This window comes from Cochleicola gelatinilyticus, assembly GCF_001637325.1.
Classification (GTDB): Bacteria; Bacteroidota; Bacteroidia; order Flavobacteriales; family Flavobacteriaceae; genus Cochleicola; species Cochleicola gelatinilyticus.
The window spans coordinates 125,573-144,386 of record NZ_LRXL01000037.1 but is presented as its reverse complement, the minus strand read 5'-3'; the positions used below and the strand labels follow the sequence as shown (position 1 = coordinate 144,386).

Sequence of the window (18,814 nt, the reverse complement as noted above, 5' to 3'; positions counted from 1 at the left end):
TCTAAATTACAATTAATCCCAAAGTCTCGTTTGTAATAAGTGGTAATATGTTGTTAAAATAAATAATTATTTCTTCGGTATATTTTTTAAAATCTCTATAACAAATTCCCAGTACTTCTGCGCAGATGAAATACTTGCACGCTCATCGGGAGAATGTGCTCCTTTAATTGTGGGACCAAAAGAGATCATTTCCATGTTCGGATAGTTCTGACCAAGAATTCCGCATTCTAGTCCGGCGTGACACGCTGCAACATGTGCCTTTTGCCCATTAATTTTCTCATACAATTCATCTAAAACCTTTAAAATGGAGCTATTCATATTAGGTGCCCATCCCGGATATTCTCCCGAAAAAGAAACTTTAAAATCGGCCAGCTCGAAAACAGATTGTAATGCATTTGCTAGGTCCTCTTTAGAAGAAGCAACCGAAGAACGGGTTAAACACAATACTTCGATCTTACCATTCTCTACAGTAATTTTAGCAATATTATTAGAAGTTTCTACAAGATCCTCGATCTCAGGACTCATTCTATACACACCGTTATGAGCGGCATAAATGGATCGCACAAAAAGGTTTTGCTCTTTCTTAGAAAGTACTTTTGTTGACTCTTTATTAACTCTTTCAGTAGTTATAGAAAGTTCTGGTTCTAGTGACTTGAATTCTTCCGTAATTTCTGCTTTCAGTTTTCGAATTTCAGACAAAAAAGCATTCTCATTAGTTTCAGAAACTAAAACAATGGCTTCACTTTCTCGTGGGATCGCATTGCGAAGACTCCCTCCTTTCAATTCTACAAGATGTACTATATCGTTTACAGCGTAAAGCAAACGATTCATGAGTTTGTTCGCATTTCCAAGCCCCTTAATAATGTCCATTCCACTGTGACCACCCTGCAATCCTTTCACGGTAATAATGTGGGATTTCGTGTGTTCGGGCGCTTCTACTTGTTTGTATTTTTTTTCTGCGGTAACATCGACACCTCCTGCGCAACCCACACCAATCTCATCATCTTCTTCAGTATCTAGATTAAGAAGAATTTCTCCCTGAAGAATTCCACCTTTTAAACCCATTGCACCTGTCATCCCAGTTTCCTCATCGATTGTAAAGAGTGCTTCCATCGCAGGATGTGCAATGGTATCACTTTCTAATATCGCCATAATTGTTGCAACCCCAAGACCATTATCGGCTCCTAGTGTAGTACCATTGGCACGTACCCAGTCACCATCGACCTTCATTTCGATTCCTTGTGTATCGAAATCGAATTGGGTATCATTATTTTTTTGATGCACCATATCTAAATGCGATTGCATAACAATAGGCTTCCTGTCTTCCATTCCTTTGGTTGCAGGTTTTCTAATAATCACATTTCCCACCTCATCTTCGATGGTTTCTAAGCCCAGATTTTCTCCAAAATCTTTCATAAAAGCAATCACCCGCTCTTCTTTTTTCGAAGGTCGTGGAACCGCATTTAAATCGGCAAATTTATTCCAGAGGGCTTTGGGTTTTAGATTTCTTATGGCTTCGTTCATAGTGTATTCCCGAAAACGGGATCGTATTAGTTATAGAATAGCGTTTAATAGGTAAGGCTACACACTCAATATAGTTGAACTCGGTACCCTTCCTTACAAAATTACGGTTTTCGATTCGCTATAAAAACTAAGACGTAAAAGAATTCTTCGTATGTTTGACATATGCGGAAAAAAACACCCCTAATTCTTACCCTGCTGTTATTAGTACAGATTATTTTACTTCAGGTTTTAAAGCAATTTCCTCAATTCGTAGAAACGTATTACAGCCTCGGAATCTACCCCGTAATTTCTAAAATTTCACGCACTCTGTTTGGTTGGATGCCTTTCTCTATAGGGGATGTCTTTTATATTTTAATAGGCCTATATGCGCTTCGGTGGATTTATAAAAATTTTCACCGCCTTCGGTACGAACCCGTTCGATTTATTGTAGATATAGCCGCTACAGTTTCGGTAGTATATTTTATGTTTCACATGCTTTGGGGGTTTAATTATTACCGTCTTCCGCTACACACTTCGTTAGATTTAGATAGTGATTACACGACCGAAGAATTAGTCGCTACCACAAAAAGGCTCATTCAAAAATCGAATACAATGCATCGCGAACTAGGATTTGCCGATAGTATAAAGATCGATCTTCCCTACTCCCAAAAAGAAATCTTTCAGAAATCGATAAACGGTTATAAAAACCTCGAACAGGAATTTCCCACCCTAGCTTATTCCCCAAGAAGCATAAAAAAAAGTGGATGGAGTCTCGGGTTAACCTACATGGGATATAGTGGATATCTTAATCCGTTTTCTGGAGAAGCACAGGTTAACAATTTAATTAAAACTTACAAATTTGCCGTAGTAAGTTGTCACGAACAAGCTCACCAAATAGGGTATGCCGCAGAAAATGAAGCCAATTTTATTGCGACCCTAGCCACCATTAATAACGACGACACCTATATACAATACTCAGGTTATATTTTCGCCTTACGATATTGCATCAATGAGATCGCCCGACGTGATATGGAAACCTACAACGAATTACTCGAAACCGTAAACCCTGGAATCCTTGCCAGTTATAAAGAAATGCGAGATTTTTGGGACAGTTACGACAACCCGTTCGAAGAGTTTTCTAAAGGATTCTACAACATATTTTTAAAAGCAAATAATCAATCTAAAGGCTTAATGAGTTATAGTTATATGGTAGCCTTGGTTGTGAATTACTTCGAAGACAAGCCGTTCTAAAATTCATTTAAACACATCTCGTATAGCAATACTTTGGGCAAGTCCCTCTTCGCTTCGCTACGAGGGTCGGGCTATCCGCGCTACACGGTAGCCAGCTTCTATCCCTCTTGCAATCTTCGACCATCTAAAACATTTCATAGTTGACTTCTAAAGAGAAACAACTACCAAAAAACACAAATCAAAGTAACCGGGTCACGCTGAGCCTGTCGAAGTGCGCACAATCCATCTTCAAAAAGCTCAAACTAACTATAGCATATAATAGTTGAATTCTAAAGAAAAAATACTAAACCCAAATAAAAGTAACCGGGTCACGCTGAGCCTGTCGAAGCGCACACAACCAGTCTTCTACAAGCTCAAACAAACTATAACATTTCATAGTTGACTTCTAAAAAGAAACAACGACCAAAAAATACAAATCAAAGTAACCGGGTCACGCTGAGCCTGTCGAAGTGCGCACCATCTCTCTTCGAAAAGCTCAAACAAACTATAGCATTTCATGATTGACTTCTAAAAAGAAACAACTACCAAAAACACAAATCAAAGTAACTGGGTCACGCTGAGCCTGTCGAAGCGCTAGCTAAAATCACAACAAGATGTTAAAGAATTCCAAAAACAATGTGAAACATCCTAACATTTCTATCTTTAGATTTCGATTAATAACTATTTATACATGAAAAAATATCTACTCCTATTATTTCTTTGTGCGGCAACCATTTCTGTAAACGCACAAGATTATTTCCCAAAAAACGACGGTGTTAAAGAAAGTAATTCAAATTTTACGGCCTTTACAAACGCTACCCTCTTCATTACTCCCACTCAGAAAATAAATAAGGGAACCTTGCTTATTCATGAGGGAAAAGTTATTGCTTCGGGTAAATCGGTCACCATTCCAAAGAATGCAGTAGTGATCGATCTAAAGGAAAAATACATCTACCCTTCTTTTATAGATCCGTATACCGGATTTGGAATCGAAAAACCAAAAAGACCGGAAGGAGGCCGCCGCTCTCCACAATACGAAGCAAGTCGGGAAGGCTTTTACTGGAACGATCACATCATGCCCGAAACCAACGGTATTGATACGTTTAAATACGATAAAAAAAATGCAGAAGAACTCAGAGAAGCCGGATTTGGAGTAGTAAACACGCATCTCATGGACGGTATTGCCCGTGGAACCGGAGTTTTGGTTGCGTTAAATGATGATGACGGTGATGCAGCACGAATTATAGAGGATGCTTCAGGACAATTCTTTTCTTTCAATAAAAGTGTCACCAGCCGTCAGTCTTATCCCACTTCACTCATGGGAGCTATGGCATTGTTACGTCAGGTGTATTACGATGCCGACTGGTACGAGAAAGGTAAGGTCAAAACTAAAGACCGTTCGCTGGAAGCCCTTATCGCCAATCGAAATAAAGTTTCCTTTTTTGAAGCAGGAAATAAAACCAACAACCTGCGTGCAGACAAGATTGGTGATCAGTTTAACATTAACTATGTAATAGTTGGTGGCGGAGATGAATATGAAGCCATAGAACAAATTAAAGCTACACAGGCACGGTATATCATCCCACTAAATTTCCCAGAAGCTTACGATGTGAGCGATCCGTATGCTGCTGAATATATTTCGTTACAGGAAATGCGTAAATGGAATCAGGCACCGATGAATCCTAAAAAGCTCACTGAAAACAATATCATCTTTTCATTGACAACGCACGAATTAAAAAAAGTATCAGAATTTAAAGACAACCTAAAAAAAGCATTTGCTTACGGTTTCGATAAAACCAAAGCACTAGAGGCATTAACAACGGTTCCAGCAGAATTACTTGGTAAAAGCGACGAAATAGGAAGTTTACAACCCGGACGTTATGCCAATTTTTTAATCACCTCGGGTCCTATTTTCGAAGAGGATACCACACTTTATGAAAACTGGGTACAGGGAAACAAAAACATAATTAACACGAAAGATCAGACCGATATACGCGGAAACTATACACTTACTGCCGCTGGAAAAACGTACGATTTTAATGTTACTGGAACACCTTCAAAACTTGTTTCAAATGTGGCTATTGGGGAAACCGAATATCCTTCAAAACTTGAATATTCAGAAAATTGGGTTACTCTCTCATTTTCTAATGAAGAAACGAAAGAAGTGTTTCGTACTACGGGGATCATTCCGAAGCAAGGAGGAAACTTTTCAGGAAGACTTGTAGCACCCGACGGTAGCGAAAGTAGTTTTAATGCAGTTCGAAAAAGTGATTCCAAAGCGTCTTCCGAAGAAAACAAAAAAGAGACCGATGCACCACCAAAAATCCTTCCTATTATGTATCCGAATGTAGGATATGGAGCAATCACCAAACCTAAAGCTCAAAACATACTCTTTAAAAATGCAACCGTATGGACCAGTGAAGATCAAGGAATTTTAACCGAAACCGATGTTCTTGTAAAAAATGGAAAAATTACTGGCATTGGTAAAAACCTTTCGGCAGGCGGAGCTACAGTAGTGGATGCCACAGGAAAGCATCTTACGGCAGGAATTATCGATGAACATTCGCACATTGCTGCGTTGGCAATAAACGAAGCCGGACATAACTCCTCGGCAGAAGTAACCATCGAAGATGTGATCGATCCTGAAGACATGAATATTTACCGCAATCTTGCCGGAGGGGTTACCACCATTCAAATTTTACACGGTTCGGCAAACCCGATTGGAGGAAGATCGGCAATCATCAAATTAAAATGGGGGGAAGATGCCGAAGGATTAAAATTTCCAGACGCACCAAAATTTATAAAGTTTGCTCTCGGTGAAAACGTAAAACAATCGAATTGGGAAAGTTACGATCGCTTTCCTCAAACACGAATGGGGGTAGAACAACTGTATGTAAATTATTTTAACCGTGCGAAAGCTTATGATGAACAAAAGAAAAACGGGCAACCTTTTCGCTATGACGAAGAAATGGAGGTCCTTGTTGAAATCTTAAATGGAGAACGATTTATAAGTTGCCATTCGTACGTACAAAGTGAGATCAATATGTTGATGAAAGTAGCCGAAAAATTTGGTTTCCGAGTGAACACCTTTACGCATATTCTAGAAGGCTATAAAGTTGCCGATAAAATGAAAGAACACGGTGTCGGCGGATCCACTTTTAGTGATTGGTGGGCGTATAAATTTGAAGTAAATGACGCCATTCCCTATAATGCTGCGATCATGGCAAGTCAAGGAGTAACCGTAGCAATTAACAGTGATGATGGTGAAATGTCCCGCCGTTTAAATCAAGAGGCCGCCAAAAGTGTAAAATATGGAGGAATGACCGAAGAAGAAGCTTGGAAAATGGTGACTATTAATCCTGCAAAATTACTGCATATAGATAACAGAGTGGGAAGTATAAAAGAAGGAAAAGATGCCGATTTGGTATTGTGGAGCGATCATCCTCTTTCGGTATATGCTAAAGCTGAAAAAACGTTGATTGAAGGAATTCCTTATTTTGATAAAGAAACAGATCTTCAAAAAAGAAAAGCGGTAAAAGCAGAACGCACCCAACTAATAAATATGATGCTTGCTGAAAAAAATGGAGGTGGAAAAACAAAACCACCTACAAAAAAAGAACGTCGTGATCTTGAATGTGAAACTATAAACTAAACGAAAGATGAAAAAAGCAACAAACATACTACTTGCAGCAGCCTTTAGTTTAGGGATTACTGCATTCGCGCAACAAACACCAGCACCAGTTCAAAAAGAAGTTATTACGATTACTGGCGCTACGGCACACACAGGGGACGGAAACGTGATAGAAAACAGCGTCATCGTTTTCGAAAACGGAACCATAACTGCAATGGGAGGAACAGAGGTAGCCACTCAAGGAAGGGTGATCAATGCACAAGGGAAACATATATATCCTGGTTTTATTGCGCCCGCAAAACCGCTGGGACTGGTTGAAATAAATGCCGTTCGTGCAAGTGACGATCAAGATGAATTGGGAAGCATGATTCCACAGGTTCGAAGCCTTATTGCTTATAATGCTGAAAGTAAAGTTGTCGAATCACTGCGACCAAATGGCGTATTATTAGGTCAGATCACTCCACAGGGAGGGCGCATTAGCGGAAGTTCCTCTATTGTGCAATTCGATGCCTGGAACTGGGAAGATGCTGCCATTAAAGTGGATGATGGGATTCACCTCAACTGGCCGAGTAGCTTTCGTAGGGGCCGTTGGTGGGAAGGTGAAGAACGTGGCTATAAGCCAAACAAAGAGTACAACAAACAGATCGATGAACTCAAACAGTTTGTTGTAAATTCGAATGTGTACCAAAATGATGCAACCGAAACGAACGAAGCTATGAAAGCCATGAAAGGATTGTTCGACGGTTCTAAAAAATTATACGTTCATGTAAATTCTGAAAAAGAAATTATTGATGCTGTTACAACAGCCAAAGAAAACGGTATAAAGGAAGTTGTCATAGTAGGTGGTTACGAAGCCTATAAAATCATCCCTTTTTTAAAGCAAAATAATATTCCTGTCTTAGTGCAGCATACGCATAACCTTCCAGACCGCGATGATGATAATTACGATCTTCCTTATAAACTTCCTAAACTGCTAGTAGATGGCGGATTGCTCGTCGGATTAGAAAATTCAGGGACGTCTAACTTTCAAGTAAGAAACCTTCCTTTCTATGCCGGACAAGTGGCTGGACAAGGGATGGACAAAGAAACTGCCTTGCAATTAATTTCGGGAAATACAGCTAAAATCCTTGGCATCGATGCCAACTACGGAACTCTTGCAGTGGGTAAAAGTGCTACACTATTTATTTCTGAAGGAGATGCACTTGACATGAGAACCAACCAGCTAACACACGCTTTTATCGACGGTCGGGAAATTTCTTTAGAAACTCACCAAACTGAATTATGGAAGCGATATATGGAAAAGTATTCGAGAAAGTAAAAACAGTATTGAGTATTGAAAATTAAATAAATCTTTGAAGTAGCACTTCTCTTAAGGAAAAACATGACAGACGCCGATAACAATAATGCCAAATCAGAACTCAAGAGTAATTCTCAACCTAACAATCCATTGCATGGCGTAAAACTGGATGATATTGTAACGTACTTGGAAGATAAATACGGTTGGGAAGAATTAGGTAGCAGGATCAATATTCGCTGTTTTACACACGACCCTTCTGTAAAATCAAGTCTTAAGTTTTTAAGAAGAACCCCCTGGGCACGAGAAAAAGTGGAGCGATTGTATTTAAAATCGATTCGATAACTCTTAACTCATCTTGCTATTATATTGGTCTAACTTAGTTTTTACTATTTTTCTTTATTCCTTACTCATTCACCCTTACTTCACTTTAAATAATGGCATATAATATTGTATTACTAGAACCTGAAATACCTAACAACACTGGGAATATAGGTCGCTTAAGTCTGGCATCGGGATCGCATTTGCATTTAATACAACCCTTTGGATTTGAACTTACCGACAAACGTCTTAAACGCGCTGGATTAGATTACTGGCAACACCTTCCAGTAACGATTTATGAAAATAAGGAGGAATTTTTTAAAAAACATTCTGATAAAAAAATGGCATTCTTTTCAAGCCATGGCACTAAAAACCATTGGGAAATTGATTTTGAAGACGAACTGTTTCTAATTTTTGGAAAAGAGTCGGTTGGATTGCCTTCCGAAGTAACAGAAAAACATGCCGATTCCCTGTATAAGATTCCTATTTTCAGTGAACATATTCGCAGTTTAAATTTGGCTAATGCGGTTGCTATTGTCGTGTACGAAGGCATTAGAAATATGAACAAAACTCCTTAAAAGTTTTTTATTAAAGCACTAAAAAACCACGAATGCCTCAATTATTAGTGCATTCGTGGTTCTTATTTTAATCTCTATTTTTTTAAATTTTGTATTTATCTCGGAACAACCACAGCTCCTTCAGGTTTTGCAAAAACATCATTATCTAGCATGGTTTCGGTCATTGTTATTTTATCGAAACGTCTGTCTTTTTTCTCTCCCGTAGGTTTTCCATCCTTTACATGGTACCAAGTTAGTTTTTCTGGTAAGTTCAATCCGTTTACTTCTTGCCATTTATCGTATTTAATAAAACTCCATTGATCACTCTTTTCACCACTTCTATAAGTTACAGTGTACCCCAACCACACCATCTGGTTCGTGGAAGGGTCCGAATACAGAATATATTCATCATCGGGAGCGTCTCCTATTCCGGCATTATACGAAATCTTAGTGGCGTTGTACATACTGCCATCGAGTTCCTGAGGTTCCATTGCAGTGTAATTTATTCCGTCATCTGCCAGTACAAAAGGCATTGCATAAAAATAAAACATGAGATTGTGATAAAATCGAGCATTTCCTTCATACGCTCCGGGTTCATTTTCTAACAACCAAACTTCATTACCGTCGTACCCAATCGTCCATTTTTCATGTTCGATTTTTGATTTTCGGTCACGCAAAGAAATGGTATGAATCTCCTTACCATTATTACCATCCAGTTCGAAACAAAGATTGTTCATACTGTTCCATGTATCGATCCCACCATGCGCGGTTAAAATGCCCGATACGGTTTTAGGATAGGTAGCTTTTTTTGTTTCTGAAACTTCAACAGTTTCGTTGTTTGCTTCCGATTCGGTATCGGTTTTTACTTCATTCTTACAGCTAGTAAGGGCGAATACAGCAAAAGCAAATATTGAAAAATACTTCATGGTGGTTGGTTTTAAGTGAATTGTAAAGATAAAAAGCTCCCGCAAGTGACGGAAGCTTTTTGGAAACCTTTATGATTTTACGCCTTACATTTTGATAAATTTTCTCGTTATCGAGGCTGCTTCCGAAGTAACTTTAAGAAAGTACACACCACTTTGAAGCGATGCTACGTTGAGTACAAAGTTATTTTCTTCGGAAGCTACTACGATAGGTTGTACTTCTTTCCCTTGAAGATCGTACAGAACGAAGGTAGTTTCCAAAGTGAAAAATTGCGATTTAATAACTACCATTTCTGAAGCGGGGTTCGGAAACAGTTGTAAGTCGGTAACTATGTTTTCTGAAACCTCTAAGGTAACATCGGCATCAAGGAAATCGGGAATGTTATTTTGGTTCATGTCATCGTCTCTCGGGTCTCCATTACCATTATAATCTTCATCGATGGTTAATGTCATATCACCATCATCGTCATTATCTAAATAATTTTCGATAGTATCTTCATCTGTATCTATAAAAACATACGTATTGCTAAATCCCGCGCCTATGCCAGTAATCTCGTCGATCGTTTCTACTAAATCTCCATCGTCATCGCTGTCTAAGTAATTAGGAATTTCGTCGCCATCGGTATCGTCATCTTCTAAGTTTCCGTTATTGTTAAGGTCTTCGTCCATATCGGCAATACCATCATTATCGGTATCTTCTGCATTTTCTTCAACGATAAGAGAAAAACTGGTAGTAGCGAAGCAAGATGTATTTACGATTTCTATTCGTGCGAAAATCACTGCGGTAGCACTCGTAAATGCTTCAGGCGTTGCGATAGGATTTTCATTGGAACTTGCATCGGCTTCCGAAGTAAAATACGCTATTGAATAATCTGCTGGATTCTGTGAACCAAGAATAAGAGGTGTATTTTCTGTTAGATCGAAAAGCGCCATTCCGTCATCGTTCGTATCTACTTCAATTATTTCATTAGGGATTCCGGCCACTGGAAGTGCTACCGCTTTAATCGTAAAAACATTAATAGCAAAGCATCCCGAATTAACATCCTCTAATCGCACATAAATTTGTTGTGGGTTACTACTATTCACATAATTGATGGGATTGAGAATAGGAAGTTCATTGTTTACAGCCGCGGCTTCGCTTTCATGATAAGATAACGCATAATCACCGGTAGGGTTAGAACCAAAAATAGCAGCTTCATGAATTGTAAGGTCGAATATTTCCTGTCCGTCTTGATCTTCATCACAAAGTAAAATACTGTCTAGTGCAGGAATTACTAAGGTGGGGTTTACAATTAGTTCTAATTCTACAATTGTAAAGCAACCAGTAGTATTATTGGTGGCACGCGCATAAATAAGTTGAGTAAACGGCGTTACATTTACATAGGGGTTTGGAAGCGCAAACACACCAGCTTGGGCATCGGCTTCAGTTTCGTAGTACGTGATAGTAATGTCGGATTCACCACCAATTATCTCGCTATTTTTTGATGCCAAATTAAAAGAAGCAAATCCGTCGCTATTTACATCACACACTTTTAAAGGTGTCGGTGTTATAGGGCTTGGCAATGGAAGAAATGAAACCATTACATCGTCTATACATATACCTCCACCATCATTCACTTCAACCGAGTACGTTCCTGTTTGTGTAACCTGCAAGGTACTAGTAGTTTCATCGGGTAGAAACTCACCATTAAAAAACCATTGATACGTATCACCACCGCCAGTGTCTGCAAATAATAGTAACGTTTCGCCGTCGCATGCTTCTTGATCGGGTCCTAAGTCTACTGGACAATCGATAGGAGCAGCAAAAGAAAATAGCGTAGTAGTAAAGAAGATAAGTAGAATTTTATACATCGTTTGGGATTTTAGGGTTACAATATATAATATAACGTTAAAATTAACAAAATATAAATTATTGGTCTTGCTCTTTGATTTCGTTCAATTCTATATTTTTTTGTTTTGCGTAATTAAAACCACTCTCCCACCACTGGGTCATTTTTACTTTATCAAAAATCAAGGAGTTCGTTGTAAGTACAGTGGGTGTATAATAAAGATTAATGATCGCATTGTTATTTACTGCTACAAATTTACCAATGCGAATGTTTTGTTTTTCTACCCTGTCCAGCATATAAGCATGCATGTTGGTGAGCAACGAAAAAACATTTCTTGAGGGTAGGCGGTTGTAATAAGCAACTTCGGTTTCAAGTATGATTACATCTACTGTTGTGGCTCCTCTATCGATAGCTTCTTCTATAGGGACCATACTTCCAAAGCCACCATCAGCATATTCGCATCCATTTTTTTTAACCAAACTCATAAACGGAACATAATTGCAAGAGATCCAGATCCAGTCACAAAAATCGTCGTAATCATAATCGTTGATCGACTTATACTCAACTTGATTTAAAGACAAATTAGAAACTGTTACCACAACTTCTTTATTACTCTGTTTTAATTGATTGAATTCTACTTCCGTAAAATTTTCTTTAATCAGTTTTCTTAAATTGTGGCTTTCTCCGAAAGTCTTACTACCTCGTAGAAAATTTCGTAATACACTAAAATGATCGATCCCAATTTCCTTGCCGCCATATTTTGTTTTCTTTACTGAAAATGGACGATTGCTAAAAATGCTGTTCTGATTTACAGATGTATACACTTGTTTCATTTTCTCGATCTTATCTAAAGCTAAATGAGAAATAAGCAAGCTTCCTGTCGAAGTACCTACGAAAATATCGTAATCATGGTGCAATTCTTCCATGAGATACTGTGCAACACCACCTGCAAATGCCCCTTTACTACCTCCACCACTAATTACCAATGCTCGCATTTATTCTAAAAATTTTGAATTTAAATATCGTTTTTCTTTTTCTGAAAGTTCCTTCATTAATCCTGATAAAGTTGCTTTATACGCTTCGTTTTTAAATACTTCGGAAAGCAATCCTCTTGCATAATTTCTGAAACGCCAATTATGATGTACAGAAGCAGAAACAAGATTTTTCAATATTTCTTTATCGTACAACTGAAGCTCATGAATATACCCAAAGGCAGTTTCTCTAATTTCAAAACTAAAATCGGATGAGGAATAGCCTTTTAACTCGTTTAAAAAGCTCTCTTTAAAAGCGGTTTCGTATCCTTCGGTAACCAATGCAAGCGCTAGCCATAATTGACGAATATTTTTATTTTGAAATCCTATTACATCTTTCAATTCATTCAAATACGCAGTGCGGTCTTTTGGGAATTGAAGCCACAAACCGTATAACGCAGCTTCTTTCGTGACATACGAATCATCTTTCAGTAAAGATTCGAAATTGGTTTTTAATTGTCCTGGAATTTCTTCCGTAGAAATAACAATTGCTTGTCGCACAAAGAGATTGTTACTTTCAAACGCCTTTTTATATAATGGAAGTGTTTCTGTAAGCGGCTCTCCCACTAATTGATAAATGGCTTCCTGCCCAATAAAATCATTTGGAAAGGTAAGCGCTGTAGTTAGTAGAGATTTCTTGTCCTGTAACGGAACGCCTCGTAAGGCTGCAACTTCAAAATAGTTATTTATAAATTCAGATTGTTTCAAAGATTGGTAAGCTTGTTCCGCTTTAAAAGCACTTTGATGCAACCAATCCGCTTCCCATTGCGCAAGGTCCACATTGCTAACCGCTTTTACTTCATCAATAAAATTGGACGTTTCTACATTTTTATAGGCGTATTTCTGAAGGTAATTTTTTATGGCACTTTTAAAAGATTCCTCACCAATTAACTCCCGAAGTAAATGCAATGCCCACGCCCCTTTTTCATAAAACGTAAGAGAACTAGCTTTGGCATTTAAAAGAGCTTCTCCTTTTCCGTCATCACTCAACGCTTGTAATTGCTCGGCAGACTGAAACAATTTCCAATAATAATAGTCGTCTCCAAAAATTTCTTTTTCAGCTAACAGCGCATAATATGTTGCGAAGCCTTCTTGCAACCAGTGGTGTGTTCCTTCGGTTTCGGTAACCAAATCACCAAACCACTGGTGAGCCAATTCGTGAGCGTTCACAGTAACATAGTTTCGATCTTTAAAAGCGGTGCTATCCACGACAAAGGCTTGAGAAAAAATAGTGGCTGTGGTATTTTCCATCCCCGCATATAGAAAATCACGTACAGGAACTTGTTTATAATTTTGCCACGGATACGGAACATCGATCTCTTTTTCAAAAAAATCGAATATGGTTTTTGTGTACCGATAGGTTGGTTCAAAAAGAGCACTATCAATTTTAGATAGGTACAATTCGATAGGAATTCCAGAGTCAGATTTTATATCCTTCTTTACAAAATTACCAATCGCAAATGCCACCAAATAACTCGACATAGGCTTCTGCATGTCGTACTTCCAATAAGAAAATTCTGTTTCGGTGCGTTTTGAACGCAGTTTGCCGTTCGCAATGACTGTTTTTTCGGGCGCAGCAACAATGGTGAGATCGAATTCTATTTTATCATTCATATCGTCGATGCTGGGAAGCCAATGAGAAGTATACTTCCCCTGTCCCTGCGTCCAGACTTGATCGTTCGTAAAATACAACGTCTGTTTCGGAATTGCTTCAAAAGAAATAAATGTTTTATAAACTTTCCCAGCTTTAAAGTTAGCTTTTAACCAAATCTTATCTTCGGAAGCAGATGAAGATATCTCGCGAATACCTGCTACATCATCGTGATAGGTAAGCTTCATAGCATGTGCATCTAAATAAATAGAATCGGTCGACTGAAGCATTTTAAATGAAACTTGCATGGTTCCTTTTATTTTTTCTTCAGAAGGAATGGGTTGTACTATTGCTTCAATAGTAATAAAATCTACTACATCGGTTTGTTGTGCGAAACCAACAGTGCTGCAGATGAACAATAAAAAAATGTATTTTATCATGGAATTATTTGGAGTGGGGTTCTCTGTTGCAAATTACAAATTTTAAGGCAAGTGGATTCACCCTTCCAAAGAAATTGGTATTTTCGTTTTATGAATGCTAATTTTCTGCAAACACCTATAGAATATCTCAAAGGCGTCGGTCCAAATCGCGCTAATTTGTTGAAATCGGAACTGGGCATTCATACCTTTCAAGATCTATTAAATTTGTTTCCGAACCGTTATTTGGATCGTACACAATTTTATAAAATAGGACAATTACAACGAACCAATGCCGAAGTACAGATTACAGGGAAAATTACTCATTTTAAAACGGTAGAACAAAAAAGAGGCAAGCGTTTAGTGGCTACTTTTAGAGATGATACTGGGGTCATGGAATTGGTTTGGTTTCGTGGACAAAAATGGATTCGGGAACAATTAAAATTAAATGTTCCTTATGTGATTTTTGGCAAAACAAATTTTTATAACGGTACCTTTTCGATGCCTCATCCCGAGATGGAATTACAGAAAGACCATGAAAAAAGTTTGCGTTCTGCCATGCAAGCTGTGTATCCTTCTACAGAGAAATTAGCCAATAGCGGAGTTACAAATCGAGTGATAAATACGCTTATGCAAGAGTTGTTTATGGCCTCGAAAAATCGCTTCTCTGAGACCCTTTCTGAAAGCATACGCAACTCGCTTAAGCTACTCTCAAAAAGCGAGGCTTTATTCAACATTCACTTTCCTACGAGTCAGGAAAAATTGGCACGTTCTCAATACCGCCTAAAATTTGAAGAATTGTTCTATATTCAACTACAGTTGATCCGTAAAAATTTGGTTCATAAAGCGAAAATTAAAGGGTATCCATTTAAAGAAATAGGAAAGAATTTTAATACTTTTTATACCAAACATTTACCCTTCGAATTAACCAATGCTCAAAAGAGGGTAGTGAAAGAAATTCGAAATGACCTTGGCAGTAACGCTCAAATGAATCGCCTTTTACAAGGTGATGTAGGAAGCGGGAAGACCATTGTAGCGCTATTGTCAATATTAATAGCACTTGACAACGGCTTTCAAGCCTGTTTAATGGCGCCGACTGAAATTTTGTCAGTACAACATTATAACGGTTTAGTTGAATTATGTAAACCACTCAACACCAGTATTAAACTTCTTACTGGCTCAACCAAAGCTTCAGAACGGAGAAAAATTCACGAGTCATTACAAAATGGCTCTTTAGATGTGCTTATTGGTACGCATGCCTTGCTCGAAGATAAAGTAAAATTTTCAAATTTAGGACTTGCAATTATCGATGAGCAACATCGTTTTGGTGTTGCCCAACGAAGCAAACTTTGGCATAAAAATGAATACCCACCACATGTATTGGTAATGACCGCTACCCCAATTCCAAGAACTCTTGCAATGAGCGTGTATGGCGACTTAGACATTAGTGTGATCGACGAACTTCCACCGGGAAGAAAAGACATTAATACCGTGCATCGTTTTGACGCTAATAGACTGAAGGTTTTTCGCTTTATTAGAGACGAAATTTCAAAGGGTAGACAGGTTTATATGGTGTACCCATTAATACAGGAAAGTGAAGCTTTAGATTATAAAGATTTAATGGATGGATACGAAAGTGTTGTTCGTGAATTTCCGCAACCGGAATATCAAATTTCTATTTTGCACGGAAAAATGAAACCTGCCGATAAAGAGTTTGAGATGGATCGCTTTGTAAGAGGAGAAACTCAAATTATGGTCGCCACTACAGTTATAGAAGTTGGGGTAAATGTTCCCAATGCAAGTGTCATGATAATTGAAAGTGCAGAGCGTTTTGGATTATCTCAACTGCATCAATTAAGGGGTCGTGTAGGTCGGGGTGCCGAACAAAGTTTTTGTATTTTAATGACGAGCCATAAGCTTTCTGCAGATGCTAAAACACGTCTTGAAACCATGACACGTACAAGCGACGGATTCGAAATTGCAGAAGTTGACCTTAAATTAAGAGGTCCTGGAGATATTATGGGCACTCAACAAAGTGGTGTATTAAACTTACGAATTGCAGACATAATTAAAGATTCCGAAATTTTAAAAATAGCTAGAAGCTATGCCATTCAAGTTCTCAAAGACGACCCAGTACTTAGAAAACCTGAGAATAAAACCATACAAAACACCTTTGCTCAATTAACGAAATACAAAAATATCTGGAACTACATTTCGTAACCACTGGGGTAACTATGTTTATGTAATAGTTCTTTCATAATTTTTTATATCTTTACAAAGCTCCAAATTTATTCTCACCCCCTTTTACTTATATCTTTACCTTTATTAATTATTTACAACGTTTAGTATCTATGAAAACCTTTGGAGTTTTAAAATCAGTACTCATATTTATCGTGGCTTTTTCAGTTTTATCTTGTAGCGATGATGACAATGAGGTGACTCAAAATTTAGATTTAGTTGGTGAATGGCAAAGAAGTGATTTTAGTGATGAATTTGAATATAAAATCACTTTTAACGCAGATAATACAGGTGTGATAATTGAGCGAATCGGGCCTTTAGATGGTTCTGGACCACTAACATCCTCCGCCTTGGAATTTAATTGGAGAACTAAAGAAAATACATTAACTCTAAATTTCGGGGAAGAAATGGAAACATCTAATTTCTCGATAAACTCTGAAGGACAACTCTTTTTATCAGAACTATCTGATTTTTATTTCATACAGCTAGAGTAGCCATTTTATTTCTTTGTTTTTACCTGTAATATTAAAATACCGATTCTTGCGAATAAAAACGTTACTAAGCCAAATAAAACGGGCAAAAATGTAAGCTTTAATGCTTCAGCAAGAATAGTAATAGTAACTTCATTGTGTCCCTCGACAGCATCGAATGCATTAATCAACCCAAGCACTTGACCCAATACTCCCCAGACAAGGGCTAAAAGACCTACTGAGCTTAATAATGTTATCATTTCAACACGCACCTTAGATACCATAAGCGCTCTCACAAATAGCACTACCAATACAATAAATAAAAATAGAATAGGGTACATAAAAATTGGTCCTCCTTCTTGTAGTCTATTAAACATCGTTTGTGTTTTTAAGAATATTAATAGTTATAAGTGTTACGCCTTTGCTCTACGAATAATAACTACCGCTCCAAAAATAATAACTAAATACCCTATAATTAAAAGAGTGATGAGGTACGATTTGTTTCGTTGCATCACTACATAATCTGCAATTTCTAATTTCCAAAACATCCATTCATCCGCGAGCCTAGATGCCATGCCATGATTTCCCATTTCTAATACTACAATCCCGTCTTTAGTCTCTGGGATAAGTCGTGCTGCGGTGTTAATTACAGGTCGATCACTGCTTCCATCATGCCCAATTACTGGAGCATTTCCTTCCGTTCCTCCATAAATTGCTGGACCGGCGGCATGAACTGCATACGAATGTTGAAATGCCTCTGGAGCATGCATTTGTTCAAGTGTCTCTATAGATAGCACATTATTTTTAGCACTATTAGCTATTACAAATTTCGATAAATCGGAAGCACTCGTGTATAAAGACGCCGCTGCCAATGCTGTAAAATATACTGGTTTTGAAACACTGCCATCATCTTTATACCAAGTTGCAACTTGAACACTTGGCTTTTCTGAAAGTATAAAGGTTGAATTGTTCATTTGTAATGGTTCGAAAATATTTTCGGTCATGTACTGCTGAAACGATTGCCCACTCACTTCTTCTATTAGCAACTGAAGAATGGTATATCCTGCACCAGAATACTGATATTGCGTGTTGGGTTCATTACCTATTTTTGCTATTCCTTCAGAATAAGGGGCATCTGCGGCTCTCGTTAAGGAGGCTTCTATCGTCTGCACTTTTTCTTGAGAATAGAAACCATCGTATCCTAATCCATCCACAAGTCCAGAGGTGTGTGATAATAAAGATCGAACCGTCACTTCATCGTGGTCAAATTCGCTTTCTGGGAGATGCCATCTCGTTAAATAGTGTTCTATAGGCGTATCTAAAGCCAATTTATCGTCTTCTATAAGTTTAAAAATTCCCCAAGAGGTCACCCATTTACTTATAGAGGCCACTTGAAATACGGTATTCTCGGTTATAGTTTCATTGTCGATGCCATAGAAATAACTTTCAGAAGGGACCCCATTTTCTATTAGTATCATAGCAAGATTCCCTACGAATTCTGCACTTATTTCCTCTTTTGATGCTTTGATAAATTCTTCCGAAGAAGTTTCGGAGGTAATTGGTCTCAAAAGAAATCCATTTATAAAACCTGCCGCTACAAAAACAGTCCAAAGTATAATTGCTACTATTGGCAGAAAGATTCGTTTTAATTTTTTCATCCAGTTTGTTTAATCTATTTCAATAATGCTATCAAACATAAGTAAATTTGTATGTTTTATTATTTATTTGCGATGAGCAACTTATTTAATGCGGTAGATAACAAGATAACTTATGCTAGTTG

Annotated in this window: 14 protein-coding genes; 7 read left to right on the top strand and 7 right to left on the bottom strand. The window is 37.8% G+C overall.

What is annotated here, in order from left to right; all coding sequences use genetic code 11:
* Positions 1 to 66 precede the first annotated feature (66 nt).
* Entirely contained in the window at positions 67 to 1,524 is a 1,458-nt protein-coding gene (locus tag ULVI_RS08335) for an aminoacyl-histidine dipeptidase (protein WP_068591721.1), read from the bottom strand.
* A gap of 162 nt (positions 1,525 to 1,686) precedes the next feature.
* On the opposite strand from ULVI_RS08335, the gene ULVI_RS08330 reads away from it, so the two are divergent.
* The 5 genes from ULVI_RS08330 to ULVI_RS08310 all read left to right on the top strand — a co-directional run bounded on the left by ULVI_RS08330 (position 1,687) and on the right by ULVI_RS08310 (position 8,557).
* The gene (locus ULVI_RS08330; RefSeq protein WP_068591717.1) at positions 1,687 to 2,754 is read left to right on the top strand and encodes a DUF3810 domain-containing protein; all 1,068 of its coding nucleotides are present in this window, start codon (positions 1,687 to 1,689) and stop codon (positions 2,752 to 2,754) included.
* Between the two features lie 670 nt (positions 2,755 to 3,424).
* Positions 3,425 to 6,385, top strand: coding sequence for an amidohydrolase family protein (locus ULVI_RS08325; RefSeq protein WP_068591715.1), 2,961 nt, complete (start codon positions 3,425 to 3,427; stop codon positions 6,383 to 6,385).
* A gap of 7 nt (positions 6,386 to 6,392) precedes the next feature.
* Positions 6,393 to 7,682: an amidohydrolase family protein gene (locus ULVI_RS08320; RefSeq protein ID WP_068591713.1), complete on the top strand. Its 1,290-nt coding sequence runs from the start codon at positions 6,393 to 6,395 to the stop codon at positions 7,680 to 7,682.
* Between the two features lie 63 nt (positions 7,683 to 7,745).
* Positions 7,746 to 8,003: a VF530 family protein gene (locus tag ULVI_RS08315; protein WP_068591711.1), complete on the top strand. Its 258-nt coding sequence runs from the start codon at positions 7,746 to 7,748 to the stop codon at positions 8,001 to 8,003.
* Between the two features lie 92 nt (positions 8,004 to 8,095).
* Positions 8,096 to 8,557: a tRNA (cytidine(34)-2'-O)-methyltransferase gene (locus tag ULVI_RS08310; protein ID WP_068591710.1), complete on the top strand. Its 462-nt coding sequence runs from the start codon at positions 8,096 to 8,098 to the stop codon at positions 8,555 to 8,557.
* A gap of 95 nt (positions 8,558 to 8,652) precedes the next feature.
* On the opposite strand, the gene ULVI_RS08305 is transcribed toward ULVI_RS08310, so the two are convergent.
* The 4 genes from ULVI_RS08305 to ULVI_RS08290 all read right to left on the bottom strand — a co-directional run bounded on the left by ULVI_RS08305 (position 8,653) and on the right by ULVI_RS08290 (position 14,350).
* Positions 8,653 to 9,462: a DUF6503 family protein gene (locus ULVI_RS08305; protein WP_068591708.1), complete on the bottom strand. Its 810-nt coding sequence runs from the start codon at positions 9,460 to 9,462 to the stop codon at positions 8,653 to 8,655.
* An 84-nt stretch (positions 9,463 to 9,546) separates the two neighbouring features.
* Complete coding sequence (locus ULVI_RS08300) at positions 9,547 to 11,310, bottom strand: T9SS type A sorting domain-containing protein (RefSeq protein ID WP_068591706.1); 1,764 nt, start codon at positions 11,308 to 11,310, stop codon at positions 9,547 to 9,549.
* A gap of 58 nt (positions 11,311 to 11,368) precedes the next feature.
* Positions 11,369 to 12,283, bottom strand: coding sequence for a patatin-like phospholipase family protein (locus ULVI_RS08295; protein ID WP_068591704.1), 915 nt, complete (start codon positions 12,281 to 12,283; stop codon positions 11,369 to 11,371).
* Positions 12,284 to 14,350, bottom strand: a complete 2,067-nt coding sequence (locus tag ULVI_RS08290; RefSeq protein ID WP_068591703.1) for a M1 family metallopeptidase — start codon at positions 14,348 to 14,350, stop codon at positions 12,284 to 12,286.
* Between the two features lie 90 nt (positions 14,351 to 14,440).
* Between ULVI_RS08290 and recG the strand changes: the two genes are divergently transcribed.
* Together recG and ULVI_RS08280 are read left to right on the top strand one after the other, a co-directional pair.
* Positions 14,441 to 16,546 carry an ATP-dependent DNA helicase RecG gene (gene recG / locus ULVI_RS08285; RefSeq protein WP_068591701.1) on the top strand — a complete coding sequence of 702 codons (2,106 nt, stop codon included), beginning with the start codon at positions 14,441 to 14,443 and terminating at the stop codon, positions 16,544 to 16,546.
* Between the two features lie 131 nt (positions 16,547 to 16,677).
* On the top strand, positions 16,678 to 17,058 hold the full coding sequence (locus ULVI_RS08280) for a hypothetical protein (protein ID WP_068591699.1): 381 nt from the start codon (positions 16,678 to 16,680) through the stop codon (positions 17,056 to 17,058).
* Between the two features lie 5 nt (positions 17,059 to 17,063).
* On the opposite strand, the gene ULVI_RS08275 is transcribed toward ULVI_RS08280, so the two are convergent.
* On the bottom strand, positions 17,064 to 17,411 hold the full coding sequence (locus ULVI_RS08275) for a MotA/TolQ/ExbB proton channel family protein (protein ID WP_068591697.1): 348 nt from the start codon (positions 17,409 to 17,411) through the stop codon (positions 17,064 to 17,066).
* A gap of 36 nt (positions 17,412 to 17,447) precedes the next feature.
* A complete protein-coding gene (locus ULVI_RS08270; protein WP_068591695.1) occupies positions 17,448 to 18,692 on the bottom strand; it encodes a serine hydrolase domain-containing protein in 1,245 nt (414 codons plus the stop codon).
* Positions 18,693 to 18,814: the final 122 nt, after the last annotated feature.

Bases quoted from the DNA above. Each gene is read 5' to 3' on its own strand.
- ULVI_RS08335 (WP_068591721.1), bottom strand. From the start codon at position 1,524: ATGAACGAAGCCATAAGAAATCTAAAACCCAAAGCCCTCTGGAATAAA.
- ULVI_RS08330 (WP_068591717.1), top strand. From the start codon at position 1,687: ATGCGGAAAAAAACACCCCTAATTCTTACCCTGCTGTTATTAGTACAG.
- ULVI_RS08325 (WP_068591715.1), top strand. From the start codon at position 3,425: ATGAAAAAATATCTACTCCTATTATTTCTTTGTGCGGCAACCATTTCT.
- ULVI_RS08320 (WP_068591713.1), top strand. From the start codon at position 6,393: ATGAAAAAAGCAACAAACATACTACTTGCAGCAGCCTTTAGTTTAGGG.
- ULVI_RS08315 (WP_068591711.1), top strand. From the start codon at position 7,746: ATGACAGACGCCGATAACAATAATGCCAAATCAGAACTCAAGAGTAAT.
- ULVI_RS08310 (WP_068591710.1), top strand. From the start codon at position 8,096: ATGGCATATAATATTGTATTACTAGAACCTGAAATACCTAACAACACT.
- ULVI_RS08305 (WP_068591708.1), bottom strand. From the start codon at position 9,462: ATGAAGTATTTTTCAATATTTGCTTTTGCTGTATTCGCCCTTACTAGC.
- ULVI_RS08300 (WP_068591706.1), bottom strand. From the start codon at position 11,310: ATGTATAAAATTCTACTTATCTTCTTTACTACTACGCTATTTTCTTTT.
- ULVI_RS08295 (WP_068591704.1), bottom strand. From the start codon at position 12,283: ATGCGAGCATTGGTAATTAGTGGTGGAGGTAGTAAAGGGGCATTTGCA.
- ULVI_RS08290 (WP_068591703.1), bottom strand. From the start codon at position 14,350: ATGATAAAATACATTTTTTTATTGTTCATCTGCAGCACTGTTGGTTTC.
- recG (WP_068591701.1), top strand. From the start codon at position 14,441: ATGAATGCTAATTTTCTGCAAACACCTATAGAATATCTCAAAGGCGTC.
- ULVI_RS08280 (WP_068591699.1), top strand. From the start codon at position 16,678: ATGAAAACCTTTGGAGTTTTAAAATCAGTACTCATATTTATCGTGGCT.
- ULVI_RS08275 (WP_068591697.1), bottom strand. From the start codon at position 17,411: ATGTTTAATAGACTACAAGAAGGAGGACCAATTTTTATGTACCCTATT.
- ULVI_RS08270 (WP_068591695.1), bottom strand. From the start codon at position 18,692: ATGAAAAAATTAAAACGAATCTTTCTGCCAATAGTAGCAATTATACTT.